18 protein-coding genes and 1 pseudogene are annotated in these 18,890 nt (G+C 68.9%); 16 read left to right on the top strand and 3 right to left on the bottom strand.

Annotation, left to right across the window (positions count from 1 at the left end):
* Window positions 1-2 precede the first annotated feature (2 nt).
* Window positions 3-1,202, bottom strand: coding sequence for an NAD(P)/FAD-dependent oxidoreductase (locus AWC19_RS05815; protein WP_085077136.1), 1,200 nt, complete (start codon window positions 1,200-1,202; stop codon window positions 3-5).
* Between the two features lie 75 nt (window positions 1,203-1,277).
* Here AWC19_RS05815 and AWC19_RS05810 point away from each other — a divergent pair.
* Both AWC19_RS05810 and AWC19_RS05805 read left to right on the top strand, forming a co-directional pair.
* Window positions 1,278-2,223 (top strand): annotated as a pseudogene (locus AWC19_RS05810) (sterol desaturase family protein).
* Window positions 2,224-2,319: 96 nt separating this feature from the next.
* Window positions 2,320-2,994, top strand: coding sequence for an Rv1815 family serine proteinase (locus AWC19_RS05805; RefSeq protein WP_085077126.1), 675 nt, complete (start codon window positions 2,320-2,322; stop codon window positions 2,992-2,994).
* A gap of 6 nt (window positions 2,995-3,000) precedes the next feature.
* Here the strand turns inward: AWC19_RS05805 and AWC19_RS05800 are convergent, their stop codons facing one another.
* Complete coding sequence (locus tag AWC19_RS05800; protein ID WP_085077125.1) at window positions 3,001-3,447, bottom strand: nitroreductase/quinone reductase family protein; 447 nt, start codon at window positions 3,445-3,447, stop codon at window positions 3,001-3,003.
* A gap of 112 nt (window positions 3,448-3,559) precedes the next feature.
* Between AWC19_RS05800 and AWC19_RS05795 the strand changes: the two genes are divergently transcribed.
* The 3 genes from AWC19_RS05795 (at window position 3,560) to AWC19_RS05785 (ending at window position 6,490) form a co-directional block, all read left to right on the top strand.
* On the top strand, window positions 3,560-4,243 hold the full coding sequence (locus AWC19_RS05795; protein ID WP_211284858.1) for a TetR/AcrR family transcriptional regulator: 684 nt from the start codon (window positions 3,560-3,562) through the stop codon (window positions 4,241-4,243).
* 115 nt (window positions 4,244-4,358) lie between these two features.
* Entirely contained in the window at window positions 4,359-4,859 is a 501-nt protein-coding gene (locus AWC19_RS05790) for a VOC family protein (protein ID WP_085077123.1), read from the top strand.
* 155 nt (window positions 4,860-5,014) lie between these two features.
* Window positions 5,015-6,490, top strand: coding sequence for an FAD-binding protein (locus tag AWC19_RS05785; RefSeq protein WP_085077122.1), 1,476 nt, complete (start codon window positions 5,015-5,017; stop codon window positions 6,488-6,490).
* A 3-nt stretch (window positions 6,491-6,493) separates the two neighbouring features.
* Here the strand turns inward: AWC19_RS05785 and bacA are convergent, their stop codons facing one another.
* Window positions 6,494-8,413, bottom strand: a complete 1,920-nt coding sequence (gene bacA, locus AWC19_RS05780) for a vitamin B12 ABC transporter pemease/ATP-binding protein BacA (RefSeq protein WP_085077121.1) — start codon at window positions 8,411-8,413, stop codon at window positions 6,494-6,496.
* Between the two features lie 71 nt (window positions 8,414-8,484).
* Here bacA and AWC19_RS05775 point away from each other — a divergent pair, with 71 nt between their 5' ends.
* From AWC19_RS05775 to AWC19_RS05725, 11 genes are all read left to right on the top strand, one after another.
* Entirely contained in the window at window positions 8,485-10,128 is a 1,644-nt protein-coding gene (locus tag AWC19_RS05775) for an acetolactate synthase (RefSeq protein ID WP_085077120.1), read from the top strand.
* Between the two features lie 95 nt (window positions 10,129-10,223).
* Entirely contained in the window at window positions 10,224-12,548 is a 2,325-nt protein-coding gene (gene secA2 / locus AWC19_RS05770; protein WP_085077119.1) for an accessory Sec system translocase SecA2, read from the top strand.
* 91 nt (window positions 12,549-12,639) lie between these two features.
* Entirely contained in the window at window positions 12,640-13,260 is a 621-nt protein-coding gene (locus tag AWC19_RS05765; RefSeq protein ID WP_085077118.1) for a CDP-alcohol phosphatidyltransferase family protein, read from the top strand.
* Complete coding sequence (locus AWC19_RS05760) at window positions 13,253-14,176, top strand: DUF881 domain-containing protein (RefSeq protein ID WP_085077135.1); 924 nt, start codon at window positions 13,253-13,255, stop codon at window positions 14,174-14,176. The genes AWC19_RS05765 and AWC19_RS05760 overlap by 8 nt, the downstream gene beginning before the upstream one ends.
* A 52-nt stretch (window positions 14,177-14,228) precedes the next feature.
* Complete coding sequence (locus AWC19_RS05755) at window positions 14,229-14,561, top strand: small basic family protein (RefSeq protein ID WP_067118246.1); 333 nt, start codon at window positions 14,229-14,231, stop codon at window positions 14,559-14,561.
* Window positions 14,562-14,583: 22 nt separating this feature from the next.
* A complete protein-coding gene (locus AWC19_RS05750; RefSeq protein ID WP_085077117.1) occupies window positions 14,584-15,438 on the top strand; it encodes a DUF881 domain-containing protein in 855 nt (284 codons plus the stop codon).
* Between the two features lie 37 nt (window positions 15,439-15,475).
* Window positions 15,476-15,874, top strand: coding sequence for a glycine cleavage system protein GcvH (gene gcvH, locus AWC19_RS05745; protein ID WP_085077116.1), 399 nt, complete (start codon window positions 15,476-15,478; stop codon window positions 15,872-15,874).
* 274 nt (window positions 15,875-16,148) lie between these two features.
* Window positions 16,149-16,613 (top strand): glycogen accumulation regulator GarA, encoded by a 465-nt coding sequence (gene garA / locus AWC19_RS05740; RefSeq protein WP_276043226.1) that lies wholly within the window; start codon window positions 16,149-16,151, stop codon window positions 16,611-16,613.
* Window positions 16,614-17,381, top strand: coding sequence for a transcriptional regulator FtsR (ftsR, locus tag AWC19_RS05735; RefSeq protein WP_085077114.1), 768 nt, complete (start codon window positions 16,614-16,616; stop codon window positions 17,379-17,381).
* Between the two features lie 62 nt (window positions 17,382-17,443).
* On the top strand, window positions 17,444-17,938 hold the full coding sequence (locus tag AWC19_RS05730) for a bifunctional nuclease family protein (protein ID WP_085077113.1): 495 nt from the start codon (window positions 17,444-17,446) through the stop codon (window positions 17,936-17,938).
* Between the two features lie 278 nt (window positions 17,939-18,216).
* Window positions 18,217-18,846 carry a MerR family transcriptional regulator gene (locus tag AWC19_RS05725; protein WP_085077112.1) on the top strand — a complete coding sequence of 210 codons (630 nt, stop codon included), beginning with the start codon at window positions 18,217-18,219 and terminating at the stop codon, window positions 18,844-18,846.
* The last annotated feature ends 44 nt before the right edge of the window (window positions 18,847-18,890 follow it).

Here is an 18,890-nt window from a genome sequence, read left to right as displayed (position 1 = left end):
TTTCAGGGTCGTGCCTGCAGCTCCGGAGCGGCGGCGGCGAGCAGGTCGGCCGGGTCGCCGGTGAGCGGCGGGTAGATGCGCCGGGTGTTGATGGCCTGCTTGGTCGCCTTGGCCTGCGCGCCCTGAGAAACGACCACCCGGTCCCACCCTTCGGTGTAGACCGCGCCGGCCGGCCCGAGGTCGAGAACGGTGACGTACCAAGGGATTCGAAGGGCCAGCATGGGTTCGCCGATCAGGTCACTGACGACGTTGTAGCCTGCATAGCGGCCCATCGGCCGCCCGTGTTGACACGACATCACCGATAGGTGCTCGTCGTCCATCCGGGCGGCCGCCACGTCGCCCGCGGCGAACACTGACTCAACGCCGACCACCCGCAGGTAGTCGTCGACCTCCACGCGGCCGAGCCGGTCGCGCGGCACCGGCAGCTGCTCGGTCAGCGGGCTGGCCCGCATGCCCGCGCACCACACCACGGTCGGCGCGTCCAGTCGCTCGCCCGTGGACAGCGACACACCGCGCTCGGTGACCGCCGCGACGCCCACCCCGGTTCTGATCTCGATCCCGTTGGCGCGCAACGCCTTTGCGATCACCGGCCGCGCGGAGGCGCCCATGTCGGAGCCCACGTGGGGGTTGCGGTCGACCAGAATCACCCGCGGGGGAAGGCCCGCCCGGGAAAACAACGCGCGCAGCCGCTTTGGCAACTCGCAGGCCGTCTCGATTCCCGTCAGCCCGGCACCGACCACCACCACCGTGGCCGCCGCCGGGCCCGGCGGACCGTCGGCAAGCTCGTGCAGGTGACGCCGCAACGCCAGCGCCCCGTCGTAGGTGTCGACGTCGAAACCGAACTCGGATAGCCCCGGTATGGCGGGCTTGAGCACCCGGCTGCCCGACGCCAGCACCAGCCGGTCGTAGCCGTACGTCGCGCCGGCCGATGTGGTGACGGTGCGCCCGGCCGTGTCGATCGCCGTGACCTCGGCCGGCACGTGCGCCACCCCGACGGGGTCGAGCAGCTCGGCGAGCGGGAGGCGGCAGTCGCGCAAATCCGCTTCGTAGTTGCGCACGCGGATGTCGTGAAACGGCTTGGCGCTCAGCACGGTGATGTCGATCGCGCCGGCCGGCACCGCGAGCTCGTCGCGCCGGCGCGCGGCCCCGAGCGCCGCCCATAGCCCGGCAAACCCCGAGCCGATCACCACCACAGCGCTCACGGAGTCCACCCCTTTTCGATCCGGGCCCGAGCGTGGGCCTGACGGCGGCGGCGCCGATGGTCGTAATCTATCGGGGTGAACGCCGTCACCGGGTTTTTCTCCGCGCTGCCCCCGCCGATGCGGGATCCGGTGCTGTTCGCCATCCCGTTTTTCCTGCTGCTGTTGGTCCTCGAATGGACCGCGGCCCGCAAGCTCGAACGCATCGAGGCGAGCGCCGGGGGTGAGGCGCGGCCGCCATCGGGCTCCCACTTGGCCCGGGATTCGATGGCGAGCATCTCGATGGGTCTGGTTTCGGTGGCCACCACGGCCGGCTGGAAGGCGCTGGCCCTGCTCGGCTACGCCGGCATCTACGCCTATCTGGCGCCGTGGCATTTGTCGCCGGGGCGGTGGTACACGTGGGTCGTCGCGATCGTCGGCGTCGACCTGCTGTATTACGCCTACCACCGCGCCGCGCACCGGGTGCGGTTGATCTGGGCGACGCATCAAGCCCATCACTCCAGCGAGTACTACAACTTCGCCACCGCGCTGCGCCAGAAGTGGAACAACAGCGGCGAGATCCTGATGTGGGTTCCGTTGCCGCTGTTGGGAATTCCGCCTTGGATGGTGTTCTTCAGCTTCTCGCTGAACCTGATCTACCAGTTCTGGATCCACACCGAACGCATCGACAAGCTGCCGCGGCCGTTCGAGTTGGTCTTCAACACCCCGTCGCACCACCGGGTGCACCACGGGATGGACAAGGTCTACCTGGACAAGAACTACGGCGGCATCCTCATCGTCTGGGACCGGCTGTTCGGCACCTTTCAGGCCGAGCTGTTTCGCCCGCACTACGGGCTCACCAAACCCGTCGACACGTTCAACATCTGGAACCTGCAGACACGCGAATACGTCGCGATAGCCCGCGACTGGCGCTCGGCGCGCCGCCTGCGCGACCGGCTGGGCTACGTCTTCGGCCCGCCCGGCTGGGCGCCGCGGGGGGGCGGCCCAAACCGGCAACGCGGTACCGATGGTCACGGCGAGGTAACGTCGAGCCTGGCCGGGGCGATAAGCATCGATGTGGGGGACGGGTTACGCCACCCGTGCCCCACCGGTCGTCGGTTTCCCCGAGGGATGGGAGCTCATGGTGCGCCGCCTGGCACTTCGCGCAATCATCGCGTCGGCTTCCGTCGCGGCACTCGCGGCCTCGACGCCGATTGTGACCGCCGGGGCCGACGGGCCCTTGGTGTTCCCGGGCATGGAAATCCACCAGGACAATCGTGTCTGCACGCTGGGCTATGTCGACCCGGTCCTGAAGATCGCGTTCACGGCGGGGCACTGCCGGGGCGGCGGGCCGGTCTTCGATAAGCAACACAATGCCATCGGCCGGATGGCGACGTTCCGCGACAACACACCGAGCGGCACGACCGTGGCCACCGACCAGATCATCACCGACTACGAGGCGATCGTCTTGGACGGCGGCGTCACCGCGAGCGACGTCATGCCGGGCGGGCGCCGGCTGGAGTCCAACCCCGCCGTCGCGCTCGCGCCGGGGCAGGCGGTCTGCCATTTCGGCGTGGTCACCGGCGAGACGTGCGGGACGGTCGAAAGCGTCAACAACGGCTGGTTCACCATGTCGCACGGCGTCCAGAGCCAGCGCGGCGACTCCGGCGGGCCGGTGTATTTGGCGGGCGGCGGCCCCACGCAGATCGTCGGGATTTTCAACAGCGTGTGGGGGGACCTGCCCGCGGCGGTGTCCTGGCGGGCCGCCTCAGATCAGGTGCGTCAGGACCTCAGCGGGGCCACCAACCCCCGGTGATGCCGCTCAGCGCGACGGGCCGAGCGCGAACACCGGGATCGTTGGCGCGGCGGCCAGCAGCTGCTCGTCGGTGGAGTCCGGGGTCAACCCCGCGACGTAGTCCTTGACCTGCCAGTACCACCGGGCCAGGTAGCGCCGCAGCACGTCCGGCTTGGCCGCGTCGGCCAGCTCGCTGGCCGCGGCGCGTTGGCGGCGCCACCGCGGGCCGACCTCGACGACGCCGGCGGCCCTCACGTTGCGCGCCCACTGGGTGTCGCCGCGCGGCGAGACGAGGTAGTCCGTGCCGCCGAGGGTGAGCAGGTTGACCACCACGGCCCGCTGTTTTCCGCTCTTGCGGCCCCGGACCCGCAGCGCACGGGTTCCGGCGATGCTGATGCCGATGTCGGCAAGCCAACGGATCACGGTGTTGGCGGCCCGGGCGGCCCGGTTCGGTTCCCGGTAGCGGGTGGGCATGGTCGGTCCTCTCTCCGGCTAAATCGAGAGCGGTGCTCTCGTTAGTCGACACGCTGCCATAAGCCCCGCAGAAAAGCAAGAGCGGTGATCTCGGTTGTGCCAAACTTGCCGCGTGGGCAAACGCGAGGAATCGCGAGCGCAGATCGAGGCGCGCATCGTCGAACTCGGCCGCCGCCAGCTGGTGGACCGCGGCGCCGCCGGGCTGTCGGTGCGGGGGATCGCCCGCGAGCTCGGCATGGTGTCCTCGGCCGTGTACCGCTACGTGTCCAGCCGCGACGAGCTGCTGACCGTGCTGCTGATCGACGCGTACTCCGAGCTGGCCGACACCGTGGAGCGGGCCCGCGAGACCGTCGGTGACTCCTGGAGCGACGACGTCATCGCCATCGCCCGGGCCGCGCGGCGGTGGGCCGTGGCCCATCCGGCCCGCTGGGCCCTGCTGTACGGCAGCCCCGTGCCCGGCTATCACGCGCCTGCGGACCGCACCGTGCCGGCCGGCACCCGGGTCGTCAGGGCGCTGTTCGACGCCGTGGCCGCCGGAATCGCCACCGGTGACATCCGGTTGACGGATGACGTTGCCCCACAACCAATGTCGTCAGACTTCGAACGCATCCGCCAGGAGTTCGGGTTTCCTGGCGACGATCGGGTGATCGCCAAGTGCTTCCTGCTGTGGGCGGGGGTGCTGGGCGCCATCAGCCTGGAGGTGTTCGGGCAATACGGTGCCGACACCCTGACCGATCCTGCCGCCGTGTTCGACGCTCAGCTTCGCCTGCTGGTCGACGTCCTCACGCAGCACTGACCGGCCCGCAATTAGAACGTGTTCATCCGCATTTTCCGGGCCGGCTGCGGGTGATCGCGGCAAATGCTTTTTAGACCCTTTCTGGCGGCGGGCGGCCTGGGATATCCTGCGAGCGATGCCCCTTCCCGTTCAATCACCGACGCAGATCGCGTGGGTCACCCCGGACCTGGACGCCACTGAAACCGCCCTCACCGGCCTGTTAGGCGTTCGCAAATGGGTGCGGATACCCGACGTGCACTTTGCCCCCGACTCCTGTAGCTATCACGACGAGCCGGCGGATTTCGTCGCCAGCATCTCGCTGAGCTATCTCGGCGAGATGCAGCTGGAGCTCATCTCGCCGGTGCGCGGGCAGAATATCTATAGTGACTTTTTGCGGGAGTCCGGCCCCGGTCTACATCACATCTGCGTGGAGGCGCCCAGCCCCGAACGATTCGACGCGGCGCTGTCGGAGGCCACCGGCCGGGGCATCGCGGTGGTGCAGCGGGGCGTGATGCCGGGCGGACTCCAGTTCGCCTACGTGTCGGCCCCCCAGGCGGCGGTGCCATTCGTCGAAATCGCTTATATCTCGACCGAGATGAGGGCGTTCTACGACTACATCAAACAGGAGCAGCGATGAGTCGCGCCGACGACGATGCAGCGCGCAGCGGTGAGGAGGAGTGGCGCCGATGAGTCGCGCCGACGACGATGCAGCGCGCAGCGGTGAGGAGGAGTGGCGCCGATGAGTCGCGCCGACGACGATGCAGCGCGCAGCGGTGAGGAGGAGTGGCGCCAATGAGTACCGAGATACCAGCAACGGTTAACGCGGAGACGGTCCAATCCTGGTCGGATGACGTCGACGTCGTGGTGATCGGCTTCGGTATCGGCGGCGGATGCGCGGCGGTCAGCGCGGCGGCCGCCGGCGCGCGGGTGCTTGTCCTCGAGCGCGCCGCCGCGGCGGGCGGCACCACTTCGCTTGCCGGAGGCCACTTTTACCTCGGTGGCGGGACCGCCGTCCAGCAGGCGACGGGTCACCCCGACTCGCCCGAAGAGATGTACAAGTACCTCGTCGCCGTTTCGCGGCAGCCGGACCACGCGAAGATCCGCGCATACTGCGAAGGCAGCGTCGAGCATTTCAACTGGCTCGAGGACTTGGGATTTCAGTTCGAGCGCAGCTACTTTCCGGGCAAGGCGGTGATCCAGCCCAACACCGAAGGATTGATGTTCACCGGCAACGAAAAGGTGTGGCCTTTTTTTGAGAAGGCGGTGCCGGCGCCGCGCGGCCACAAAGTGCCCGTGCCCGGTGACACCGGCGGCGCCAGCATGGTGATCGACCTGCTCCTCAAGCGCGCCGCCAGCCTGGGCGTGCAGATCCGGTACGAAACCGGCGCCACCCAGCTCGTCGTCGACGGCTCGGGGGCGGTGACCGGGGTGATGTGGAAGCGCTTCTCCGAAACCGGTGCGATTAAGGCAAAGTCGGTCATCATCGCTGCCGGGGGGTTCGTGATGAATCCGGAGATGGTTGCCAAGTACACCCCGAAGCTGGGCGAGAAGCCGTTCGTGCTCGGCAACACCTACGACGACGGCTTAGGGATACGGATGGGGCAGTCGGCCGGTGGTGCCACCCAGCACATGGATCAGATCTTCATCACCGCTCCGCCGTACCCGCCGTCGATTTTGCTCACCGGCGTCATCGTCAACAAGCTCGGGCAGCGGTTCGTCGCCGAGGATTCGTACCATTCCCGCACCGCCGGGTTCATCATGGACCAGCCCGACAGCGCGGCGTATTTGATCGTCGACGAGGCACACCTCGAGCACCCCAAGATGCCGCTGGTGCCGCTGATCGACGGGTGGGAGACGGTCGCCGAGATGGAGGCCGCGCTCGGCATTCCGGAGGGCAACCTGGTCGCGACGCTGGACCGCTACAACGCCCACGCCGCCCGCGGCGAGGACCCCGATTTCCACAAGCAGCCCGAATTCCTTGCGCCGCAAGACAAAGGGCCATGGGGCGCGTTCGACATGTCGCTGGGCAAGGCGATGTACGCCGGGTTCACCGTCGGCGGGCTGGCGACGTCGGTGGACGGGCAGGTGCTGCGCGAGGACGGCAGCGTGATCCCCGGCCTGTACGCGGTCGGGGCCTGCGCCTCCAACATCGCGCAGGACGGCAAGGGCTACGCCAGCGGGACGCAGCTGGGGGAGGGCTCGTTCTTCGGCCGCCGCGCCGGAGCGCACGCGGCGCGCAGCGCCGGGGGGCGCGCAGGCGGTCGCTAACACCTAGACCCGCGCGGGCTCCTTTTCCACCGGACCGAGCCGCCATTCGCCGCCGCCCAGCAGGTGCAGCTGCTGGGCATGGTGCTGCTCGACGGTGGGCCGGTGGCTGACGCTGACCAGGACGGTGTTCGGCAATTCCGTGCGCACCAATTGGTAGAGCGCGAACTCCAGCCCCTCGTCCAGCGCCGACGTGGCCTCGTCGAGGAAGACCGCCTTCGGCTTGGTGAGCAGGATGCGGGCGAACGCCACCCGCTGCTGCTCGCCGGGGGATAGCACCTTGGCCCAGTCCTGCTCCTCGTCGAGCCGCGCCGCCAGCGGCGCCAGCGCCACCTTCGTCAGCACCTCGTGCAGCTCGGCATCGGAGACGTCGTCGGGCTCGTTCGGGTAGCACACCACGGTGCGCAGGCTGCCCAGCGGAACATACGGAAGCTGCGACAAAAACATCGTCGCGTTGTCCCCCTCGGGGCGGCACAGGGTCCCCGAGGCGTACGGCCACAACTCGGCCAGGCTGCGCAGCAGCGTGGTCTTCCCGGCGCCCGAGCGTCCGGTGATGACCAGCGAATCGCCTTCGTCCAGCTGCACGTCGAGCGGGTCGATCAGCCGGTCGCCGGCCGGGGTGCGCACCTCGATGTCGCGGAGCTCGACGGTGGCCTCCTCACTCGGCTTGACCAGGATCGCCGGCAGGGCGCGGCCCTTGCTGTTGGCGTCGACGAGCCCGTGCAACCGGATGATCGCCGCCCGGAACGCCGCGAACGCGTCGTAGTTGTTGCGGAAGAAAGATAACGATTCTTCGATGTTGCTGAATGCGGTCGCGGTTTGGGTCACGTCACCGAAGTCAAGTTTGCCGGCGAACAACCGCGGCGCCTGAATGATCCACGGCAGCGGGACGATCGCCTGGGTCATCGAATAGTTCCATCCGCTGAAGATGATGGTGCGGCGCACAAACCTGCGGTAATTGCTGATGATCGGCGTGAAACGCCGCCACAGTTGTGCTCGTTCGACTCGCTCGCCGCGATAGAAGCCCACCGCCTCGGCGGCGTCCCGCAATCGCATCAGGGCGTAACGAAATGCGGCGTTTAGCTTTTCGTTGTTGAAGCTCAGTCGAATCAACGGACGCCCCAGCCAGATTGCGGCCACCGTCGCGACCAACACGTAAATCAAGACGGTCCAGAACATCGCGCGCGGCACTTCAACACCGAAGACATTCAGGCCCCCGGATAGGTTCCAGAGGATTGCGGCGAAAGAGAGCACCGAGGCCACCGCGTTCACAGCGCCAAACAGCAAGGTGTTCGTGGTGCCGTTGGACGGGGTGTTCGGGGTGCCGCCGGCGTTGGTGGTGAAGATGTCGATGTCCTGCTGGATGCGCTGGTCCGGGTTGTCGATCGTGTTGTCGATGAACAGATCTCGGTAGTAGGCCCTGCCGCCGAGCCAGTCGTCGGTGAGGTTGGCGGTCAACCACACGCGCCAAGCGATGATGAAACGCTGCGTGAGGTAGATGTCGGCCATGACCCGAATGATGAAGATCGTTGCTAACAACGTGAAAATCGCAATCGATACCCAAAAGCCATGGATACCGGATTGCTTCAGTTTCTCGTCGTCGGCGGCGATGCCCTGAACCGCCTTCTGCACCGCCGTGGCCAAGTCATTGCTTTGGTAACTAAACAACACCATGAGGCGCACCGAGAGCAGTACAGACAGCAACAACACGCCGAGCATCAGCCACACCTTGATGCTCGACCGGCCGACGAAGTAACCGCGGGTGATCCGCCAGAACTGGCGGCCCCAGGGGGTGAAGTACCGGAACAAAATCAGCGTTGCCACAACGCAGACGGCGCTGATCACCCAAGCGATGGCGACCCATCGCAGGGAATCCAACGGCGCCGCCGACCAATCGATCGACGGCTTGAACAGCTTCGGGCCCAACTTCGACGTCTCCTCTTGAGGCGGATGCTTCCCCGCGAAGGTACCCGAGCAACTATCGATAGGCTGCTCGGATGAGCATCGACGCTCCGTCCACCCAGACCCTGCACGCCGGCCGGCTCATCGCGCGCCGCCTCAAGGCCAGCGGCATCGACACCGTGTTCACCTTGTCCGGCGGCCACCTGTTCTCCATCTACGACGGTTGCCGCGACGAAGGCATCCGGCTGATCGACACCCGCCACGAGCAGACCGCGACCTTCGCCGCCGAGGGCTGGTCGAAGGTGACCAGGGTGCCCGGCGTGGCCGCGCTCACCGCCGGGCCGGGCGTCACCAACGGGATGAGCGCGATGGCCGCGGCGCAGCAAAACCAGTCACCTTTGGTGGTGCTCGGCGGGCGGGCCCCCGCGGGGCGCTGGGGGATGGGCTCGCTGCAGGAGATCGACCACGTCCCGTTCGTGGCCCCGCTGGCCCGGTTCGCGGCGACGGCGCAGTCGGCCGCGGACGCCGGCCGGCTGGTCGACGAGGCGCTGCGGACGGCCGTCGGCGCCCCGTCGGGCGTCGGATTCGTCGACTTCCCGATGGACCACGTGTTTTCGATGTCCGAAGATGACGCGCGCCCGGGGGCCCTCGCCGACCTGGCGCCCGGGCCGGTCCCCGACGGGGAGGCGCTGAGCCGCGCCACCGGGCTGCTGGCGGCCGCGCGCCGGCCGGTGATCATGGCCGGGACCAACCTGTGGTGGGGCCACGGGGAGGCCGCCCTGCTGCGCCTGGCCGAGGACCGCCAGATCCCGGTGCTGATGAACGGGATGGCTCGCGGCGCGGTGCCCGCCGACCACCCGATGGCGTTCTCGCGGGTGCGAAGCAAGGCGCTGGGGGAGGCCGACGTCGCGCTGATCCTCGGGGTGCCAATGGATTTCCGGCTCGGGTTCGGCGGGGTGTTCGGCCCGCAAACCCAGCTCATCGTGGCCGACCGCGTCAAGCCCCAGCGCCACCACCCGCGGCCGGTGCAGGCCGAGCTCTACGGGGACCTGCTGACGATCCTCGCGGCGCTGGCCACCGCGGGCGGCGCCGACCATCGGCAGTGGACCGACGAGCTGCGAGCGGCCGAGACCGCGGCGCGCAGCGGGGAGAAGGCCGAGCTCGCCGACGATCGCGTGCCGCTGCACCCGATGCGGGTCTACGCCGAGCTGGCCCCGATGCTCGACCGCGACGCCATCGTCGTCATCGACGCCGGCGACTTCGGCTCGTACGCGGGGCGGGTGATCGACAGCTACCTTCCGGGCTGCTGGCTGGACAGCGGCCCGTTCGGATGCCTGGGCTCGGGCCCCGGTTACGCCCTGGCCGCCAAGCTGGCGCACCCGGACCGGCAGGTCGTGCTGCTGCAGGGCGACGGCGCGTTCGGCTTCTCCGGCATGGAGTGGGACACCCTGGTGCGGCACAACGTGCCCGTCGTGTCGGTGATCGGCAACAACGGAATTTGGGCCCTGGAGAAGCACCCCATGGAGGCGCTGTACGGCTATTCGGTGGTGGCCGAACTGCGGCCGGGCACCCGCTACGACGAGGTTGCGCGCGCCCTGGGGTGCCACGGCGAGCTGGTGTCCGCCCCGGCCGAGCTGCGCCCGGCGCTGGAACGCGCCTTCGCCAGCGGCCTGCCCGCCGTCGTCAACGTCCTCACCGACCCGACCGTCGCCTATCCGCGCCGCTCCAACCTGGCGTAGGTCCGGCCCGGGGCGAGCGTGCACGGTTGTACGCCGGCGCCGGGCGCGCGAACACGCGCGCCCGCGGGGGTCGGGCGGTCACGTACCGTTGACCTGTGCCAAAGACCACCCGTACCCAACCCGGCCGGCTGAGTAGCCGGTTTTGGCGACTGCTTGGCGCCAGCACCGAAAAGGACCGCGCCCGATCGCTCGCCGCGGTCGCCGCGTCGGCGGAATACGACGAGAAGGCCGCCGAGCTCAGCGACGAGAAGCTGCGCGAGGCCACCGGCCTGCTCAAGCTCGACGACCTCGCGGAGTCCGACGACATCCCGCAGTTCCTGGCCATCGCGCGGGAGGCGGCCGAACGCGCGACCGGGCTGCGGCCGTTCGATGTTCAGCTGCTGGGAGCGCTGCGGATGCTGGCCGGCGACGTGATCGAGATGGCCACCGGCGAGGGCAAGACGCTGTCCGGCGCGATCGCCGCGGCCGGCTACGCGCTGGCCGGGCGGCACGTGCACGTGGTGACCATCAACGACTACCTGGCCCGCCGCGACGCCGAGTGGATGGGCCCGCTGCTGGAGGCGCTGGGACTGAGCGTCGGCTGGATCACCGCGGAGTCCACGAGCGAGGAGCGCCGGGCCGCCTACGGCTGCGACGTCACCTACGCCTCGGTCAACGAGATCGGCTTCGACGTGCTGCGCGATCAACTGGTCACCGACGTCGCCGACCTGGTGTCGCCCAATCCCGATGTGGCCCTCATCGACGAGGCCGACTCGGTGCTGGTGGACGAGGCGTTGGTGCCGCTGGTGCTGGCCGGGACCACGCACCGCGAGACGCCACGGCTGGAAATCATCCAGCTGGTCGGCGAATTGGAGGCCGGAACCGACTACGACACCGACTCCGACAACCGCAACGTCCACCTGACCGACGAGGGCGCGCGCAAGGTCGAAAAGGCGCTCGGCGGCATCGACCTGTACTCCGAGGAGCACGTCGGCACCACCCTGACCGAGGTCAATGTCGCGCTGCACGCGCACGTGCTGCTGCAACGCGACGTGCACTACATCGTGCGCGACGACGCGGTGCACCTGATCAACGCCTCGCGCGGCCGGATCGCGCAGCTGCAGCGCTGGCCGGACGGCCTGCAGGCCGCCGTCGAGGCCAAGGAGGGCATCGAGACCACCGAGACCGGCGAGGTGCTCGACACCATCACCGTGCAGGCGCTGATCAACCGCTACGCCACGGTGTGCGGCATGACCGGCACGGCGCTGGCCGCCGGCGAGCAGCTGCGCCAGTTTTACAAGCTCGGCGTGTCGCCAATTCCGCCGAACGCCCCCAACATTCGCGAAGACGAGTCCGACCGGGTCTACATCACCGCGGCCGCGAAGAACGACGCGATCGTCGAGCACATCGCCGAGGTGCACGAGACCGGGCAGCCCGTGCTGGTCGGCACCCGCGACGTCGCCGAGTCCGAGGAGCTGCACGAGCGGCTGGTGCGCCGCGGCGTGCCCGCCGTCGTGCTCAACGCGAAAAACGACGCCGAGGAGGCCAAGGTGATCGCCGAGGCCGGCAAGTACGGGTCGGTGACGGTGTCGACGCAGATGGCCGGGCGCGGCACCGACATCCGGCTGGGCGGCTCCGACGAAGCCGACCACGACCGGGTCGCCGAGCTGGGCGGGCTGCACGTGGTCGGCACGGGCCGCCACCACACCGAGCGGCTGGACAACCAGTTGCGCGGCCGCGCCGGTCGCCAGGGCGACCCCGGTTCGTCGGTGTTCTTCTCGAGTTGGGAGGACGACGTCGTCGCGGCCAACCTCGACCGCAACAAGCTGCCCATGCAGACCGACGAAAACGGCCGGATCGTGAGCCCCAAGGCGGCGGGGCTGCTCGACCACGCCCAGCGGGTGGCCGAGGGCCGGATGCTCGACGTGCACGCCAACACCTGGCGCTACAACCAGCTGATCGCCCAGCAGCGCGCCATCATCGTCGACCGGCGAAACACGTTGCTGCGCACCGCAACCGCGCGCGAGGAGCTCGCCGAGTTGGCGCCGGATCGCTACCAGGAGCTGTCCGAAGACCTCTCCGAGGAAAGCCTCGAGAAGATCTGCCGGCTGATCATGCTGTATCACCTCGACCGCGGCTGGGCCGATCATCTGGCCTACCTGGCCGACATCCGGGAAAGCATCCACCTGCGCGCCCTGGGCCGGCAAAATCCGCTCGACGAGTTCCACCGGCTGGCCGTCGACGCGTTCGCGTCGCTGGCCGCCGACGCGATCGAGGCGGCCCAGCAGACGTTCGAGACCGCCAACGTGCTCGAAGAGGAGCCGGGGCTGGACCTGTCCAAGCTGGCGCGACCGACGTCGACGTGGACCTACATGGTCAACGACAACCCGCTGGCCGACGACACGCTGTCCACGCTGAGCCTGCCCGGGGTCTTCCGCTAGGGCGCGACCCGCCGAATGTGCAGCCGGCTGCGCGCTCGAGCCCGAGCGTGCGGCCAGCCTCACGTTCGGCGTTCGGCTAAGGTCACGGCTCATGGAGCCGGTGCTTCCGCCCGACAGGGTGCTGACGGTGCCCAACGCGCTGAGCGCCATCCGCCTGGCGCTCATCCCGGTGTTCGTCTACGTCTTGCTGTTCGCCCACGCCAACGGCTGGGCGGTCGCCATCCTGATATTCAGCGGGTTCTCCGACTGGGCCGACGGCAAGATCGCCCGCTCGCTGAACCAGTCGTCGCGCCTGGGCGTCCTGCTCGACCCGGCCGTCGACCGCCTCTACATGGTCACCGTCCCCGTCGTCATGGCCCTGGACCACGTGCTGCCGTGGTGGTTCGTCGTCACGCTGCTGGTGCGCGACGGGCTGCTCGCGGCGACGCTGCCGCTGCTGCGCAGCCGCGGGCTCACGGCGCTGCCGGTGACTTATGTCGGCAAGGCCGCGACGTTTGCGTTGATGTCGGGCTTCCCGTTGGTGCTCCTCGGCACCGGCGGCGCAACCTGGAGCCGCGTGCTGCGGGCATGCGGCTGGGGGTTTTTGGGTTGGGGCCTGTATGCGTATCTGTGGGCCTTCGCGCTGTATGCCGTGCAGATGACGCTGGTGATGCGCCGGATGCCCAAGCTGAAACGCGTTGCCCTTCAGCCGAAAGCGGGTGAACGTGGCTGACGCCGACCGCCTGCTCGGCGGCTACGACCCCAACGCCGGCCGCAGCGCCCACGCCGCGGCGCGGCCGCAGCTGATCCCGGTGCCGTCGCTGCTGCGCGCCCTGCTGTCCGAGCACCTGGATCCGGGGTACGCGGCGGCCGCGGCGAAGCACGGCGACCCCGACGCCCCGCAGGGCGGGCGGCGACGCGCGTTCGGCTGGCTGTGGCAGGCCCTGGCGGCGCTGCTGATCGCCACCGTCTTCGCCGCCGCGGTCGCCCAGGCCCGCTCGGTCGCCCCCGGCGTGCGCACCGCGCAGCAGCTGCTGGTGCAAAGCGTGCGTTCGTCGGAGGCCACGGCCACCAAGCTCGGCCAGCAGCGCGGCGCGCTGTCCCGACGGGTCGATGCGGTGCAGCGGCTCGCGCTGACCGACAACGCCGAGGGGCGGCGCCTGCTGACCCGCCTCGACGCGCTGTCGCTGGCGGCGGCCAGCAAGCCGGTCATCGGGCCCGGCCTGAGGGTCACCGTGACGGACCCCGGTGCCAGCCCGAACCTTTCGGACGTGTCCAAGCAGCGCGTCAACGGCAGCAGGCAGATCATCCTGGACCGCGATCTGCAGCTGGTCGTCAACTCGTTGTGGGCGAGCGGCGCCGAGGCCGTCGCGGTCAGCGGCATCCGGATCGGACCGAACGTGACCATCCGTCAGGCCGGCGGCGCCATCCTGGTCGACAACAACCCCACCAGCAGCCCCTACACGATCCTGGCGGTCGGCCCCCCGCACGGGATGCGCGACGCCTTCGACCACAGCCCCGGCCTGCAGCGGCTGCGGCTTCTCGAGGCCTCGTACGGCGTCGTCGTCACCGTCAACGTCGCCGACGGCCTGTCGCTGCCCGCCGGATCCGTCCGTGATGTCAAGTTCGCCAAACAGATTGGGCCCTAGTGAGCAAAGTTCTGGAAAGGCAGGTGCCCGTGGCGGGGATGGGACGCCGAGCATGATCGGAATCGCGGCGCTGGCCGTCGGTATCGTGCTGGGCCTGGTCTTCCACCCCGCCGTCCCCGAGGTGGTCCAGCCCTACCTGCCGATCGCGGTGGTGGCGGCGCTGGACGCGGTGTTCGGCGGGCTGCGGGCCTACCTGGAACGAATCTTCGACCCCAAGGTCTTCGTCGTCTCGTTCGTGTTCAACGTCTTCGTGGCCGCCCTGATCGTCTACGTCGGTGATCAGCTCGGTGTCGGCACGCAGCTGTCGACGGCGATCATCGTCGTGCTGGGCATCCGCATCTTCGGCAACGCCGCCGCGCTGCGGCGCCGGCTGTTCGGGGCGTGACCGTGATCGAGATGAGGGCACCGTGAGCCAGCATCCGCCCGATCCCGGCGGGGACGAAACCCGCGACGCGCCAACGCGACACGGCCAGGCCGAGTCCAAGGGGCGCCACGAGCTGCCGGCGCACACGCCACGCCCGCAGATCGGATCGGTGCGGCGCACCGGATGGGCCGCAACGCTGCGGGGCGGCCGTACCCGGCTAATCTTCGGGGCGCTGGCGACCGTGCTGTGCGTCGTCCTGGGCGTCGCCATCGTCACCCAGGTCCGCCAGACGAAGTCGGGCGACTCGCTGGACACGGCTCGACCGGCCGACCTGCTGGTACTGCTGGATTCGCTGCGCCAGCGCGAGGCCACGCTGAACACCGAAGTGAGCGAGCTGCAGAACACGCTGAACTCGTTGCAGGCCTCCGGCAACACCGACCAGGCGGCCATTCAGAGCGCGCAGGCGCGGCTGGCGGCGCTGTCCATCCTGGTCGGGGCCGTGGGAGCCACCGGGCCCGGCGTCACGATCACGATCGAGGACCCGGGGCCCGGGGTATCGCCGGAGGCGATGCTCGACGTCATCAACGAGCTGCGCGCCGCCGGCGCCGAGGCCGTCGAGATCAATGATGCCCACCAGTCCGTGCGGGTGGGTGTCGACACCTGGGTGGTGGGTTCGCCGGGCGCGCTGACCGTGGACGGCAAGACGCTGTCGCCGCCGTATTCAATTCTGGCCATTGGCGATCCGCCCACCCTGGCCGCGGCGATGAACATTCCCGGCGGCGCGCAGGACAGCGTCAAGCGGGTCGGCGCCCGGATGTCGGTGCAGCAGGCGGACCGGGTCGACGTGACCACCTTGCGGCAACCAAAACCGCACCAATACGCTCAGCCCGTCAAATGAGCCAGCCCTATCGGACCCGACCAGAACAGGATCACCCGTGAGCGATATCCCACCCGACCTGCACTACACCGCCGAGCACGAGTGGGTTCGACGAAGCGGTGAGGACACCGTGCGGGTCGGCATCACCGACTTCGCGCAGTCGGCGCTCGGCGATGTCGTCTTCGTCCAGCTGCCCGACGTGGGCAGCCAGGTCACCGCCGGCGAGTCCTTCGGCGAGGTGGAGTCGACGAAGTCCGTGTCGGATTTGTTCGCCCCGGTCTCGGGCACGGTGACGGCCGTCAACGGCGACCTGGACGGCAGCCCGCAGCTGGTCAACTCCGACCCCTACGGGGCCGGCTGGCTGGTGGATGTCCAGGTGTCGGACGCCGGCGAGCTCGAGGCGGCGATCTCGGCGCTGCTGGACGCCGAGGCCTACCGCGGAACACTGACCGAATGACGGTTGCTAATGTGCCTGCCAGCCGCGCGCGGCGACGCGGGCGGCGCACCTGGTCCAAGGTGTCGGTGGGGGTACCAAGGCCCGGCGTTCGGGCGTTTGATCCTCAGGTGGTGGGCGCATTGCGGACCAGTGCGCGGTACCGTCGACACAGCGAGCACTTGTAGGACACCAGCAGTCATCCAGCAGTACGGGGCGAAGGAATCTAGCGGAAACCCGGCCGAGCGGCCCGGTCAGATACGCCACAGCGGCCAGTTAGGAGCAGCGCGTGACGGACATGGATAACGACCAGACTTCCGACGAAGTCACTGTGGAGACGACGTCGGTCTTCCGGGCCGACTTCCTCAACGAACTGGACGCTCCCGCCCAGGCCGGCACCGAGAGCGCGGTATCGGGCGTCGAAGGGCTGCCCGCCGGCTCGGCGTTGCTGGTCGTCAAGCGGGGGCCGAACGCCGGCTCGCGGTTCCTCCTCGACCAGGCCATCACCTCCGCCGGTCGGCACCCCGACAGCGACATCTTCCTCGACGACGTCACCGTCAGCCGCCGCCACGCCGAATTCAGGTTGGAAAACAACGAGTTTCACGTCGTCGACGTCGGTAGCCTCAATGGCACCTACGTCAACCGGGAGCCCGTCGACTCCGCGGTGCTGGCCAACGGCGACGAGGTGCAGATCGGCAAGTTCCGCCTGGTGTTTTTGACCGGGCCGAAGCAAGGTGACGACGATGGAGGATCCGGAGGGTAAGTGAGCGCACCCGATAGCCCGGCGCTCGCCGGGATGTCGATCGGGGCGGTGCTGGACCTGCTGAGGCCCGATTTCCCCGATGTCACGATCTCCAAGATTCGTTTCCTGGAGGCCGAGGGACTGGTGACGCCGCAGCGCGCTGCGTCCGGATACCGGAGGTTCACCGCATACGACTGCGCTCGGCTGCGGTTCATCCTCACCGCGCAGCGCGACCACTACCTGCCGCTAAAGGTGATCCGGGCGCAGCTGGACGCCCAGCCCGACGGCGAGCTGCCCCCCGTCGGATCGCCTTACGGCGTCCCGCGATTGGTGTCGGTGGCCGGCGGCCCGGACGCCCGCCCGGACACCGGCGCCAGGCCGGATGCCGCGTCCGACGCCGCCGCCGTGGCCCCGCCGCGGATCCGGTTGAGCCGGGAAGACCTGCTCGAGCGCTCGGGGGTGGACGACGAGCTGTTGACGGCGCTGCTCAAGGCCGGGGTGATCACCACCGGCCCGGGCGGCTTCTTCGACGAACACGCCGTCGTCATCCTGCAGTGCGCGCGGGCGCTGTCCGAATACGGCGTCGAGCCGAGGCACCTGCGGGCCTTCCGGTCGGCGGCGGACAGGCAGTCGGATCTCATCGCCCAAATCGCCGGGCCGCTAGTCAAAGCGGGCAAGGCCGGCGCCCGCGACCGCGCCGACGACCTGGCGCGCGAGGTCGCCGCGCTGGCTATCACATTGCACACGTCGCTGATCAAGTCCGCCGTTCGCGACGTACTGCACCGCTGAGGATTAGACTTCGTTGAACAGCTTGATGTTCAGCGGCTTAAATGTGCGGAGGGCAGACACAGATGGGTGAAGTACGTGTTGTCGGCATTCGCGTCGAGCAGCCGCAGAACCAGCCGGTGCTGTTGCTGCGCGAAGCCAACGGTGACCGCTACCTGCCAATCTGGATCGGTCAGTCCGAGGCGGCCGCGATCGCGCTGGAACAGCAGGGCGTCGAGCCGCCGCGCCCGTTGACGCATGACCTGATCAGGGATGTTATTGCTGCGCTTGGGCATTCGCTGAAAGAGGTGCGGATCGTCGACCTGCAGGAGGGCACCTTCTACGCCGACCTGGTCTTCGATCGCAACATCACCGTGTCCGCGCGGCCGTCGGACTCGGTGGCCATCGCGTTGCGCGTCGGGGTTCCGATCTACGTCGAGGAGGCCGTGCTCGCGCAGGCCGGGCTGCTGATCCCCGACGAGAGCGACGAGGGGGCCAACACCGCCGTCCGGGAGGACGAGGTGGAGAAGTTCAAGGAGTTCCTCGACAGCGTGTCGCCCGACGACTTCAAGGCGACCTAGCGGGCGATCGACCCGGCCCGCCGACGATGCGGCCCGCGGGCGGGGTGAGAGAGGAGCCGGGCGATGTCACGGATGCGTCTCATCTGGCGGCGCGATGTCGACACGCTGGCCGATAGCGCGCCGACTTGGCGCCCGGGCGGCCATACTTTGATCACGACTTAAGGCGCGGCAGCTACCGAAAAGCGTAAGCTCTCTAGCACTCGGGCCTGAGCAAATGTGGCTGCGGTGCAGCCAGACGCAGCTAACAACGACAGCGCGATCGGCGAGAGGAAACCCCCGTGAGCGAGCAGCCACGTCAACAGCAGCTGGACCTAGCTGACCACGCGAACGACGCGAGCAGTGACCCCGACGTCGCCGCGGCGAGCGCACCCGTCCAGCCGGGGCTGTTCCCCGACGACTCCGTGCCCGACGAACTGGTCGGCTACCGCGGGCCGAGCGCCTGCCAGATCGCCGGGATCACCTACCGTCAGCTCGACTACTGGGCGCGCACGTCGCTGGTGGTCCCGTCGATCCGCAGCGCGGCCGGGTCCGGTAGCCAGCGGCTCTACTCGTTCAAGGACATCCTGGTCCTCAAAATCGTCAAGCGGTTGCTCGACACCGGCATCTCGCTGCACAACATCCGCGTCGCCGTCGACCATCTGCGCCAGCGCGGCGTCCAAGACCTGGCCAACATCACGCTGTTCTCCGACGGCACCACGGTCTACGAGTGCACCTCGGCAGAAGAGGTCGTCGACCTGCTGCAGGGCGGACAGGGCGTGTTCGGCATCGCCGTGTCGGGCGCGATGCGGGAGCTGACCGGCGTGATCGCCGACTTCCACGGCGAACGGGCCGACGGCGGCGAGTCGATCGCCGCGCCCGAAGACGAGCTGGCGTCCCGGCGCAAGCACCGCGACCGCAAGATCGGCTGAGGCCGCGATCCCCGCGCGGCGCACCGTCGCCGCCGAGCGGGGCC

Origin of the sequence: Mycobacterium palustre (assembly GCF_002101785.1) — a bacterium.
GTDB classification, from domain to species: Bacteria; Actinomycetota; Actinomycetes; order Mycobacteriales; family Mycobacteriaceae; genus Mycobacterium; species Mycobacterium palustre.
The sequence above is the reverse complement of the archived record's forward strand: the minus strand, read 5'-3'. Positions and strand labels throughout refer to the sequence as shown.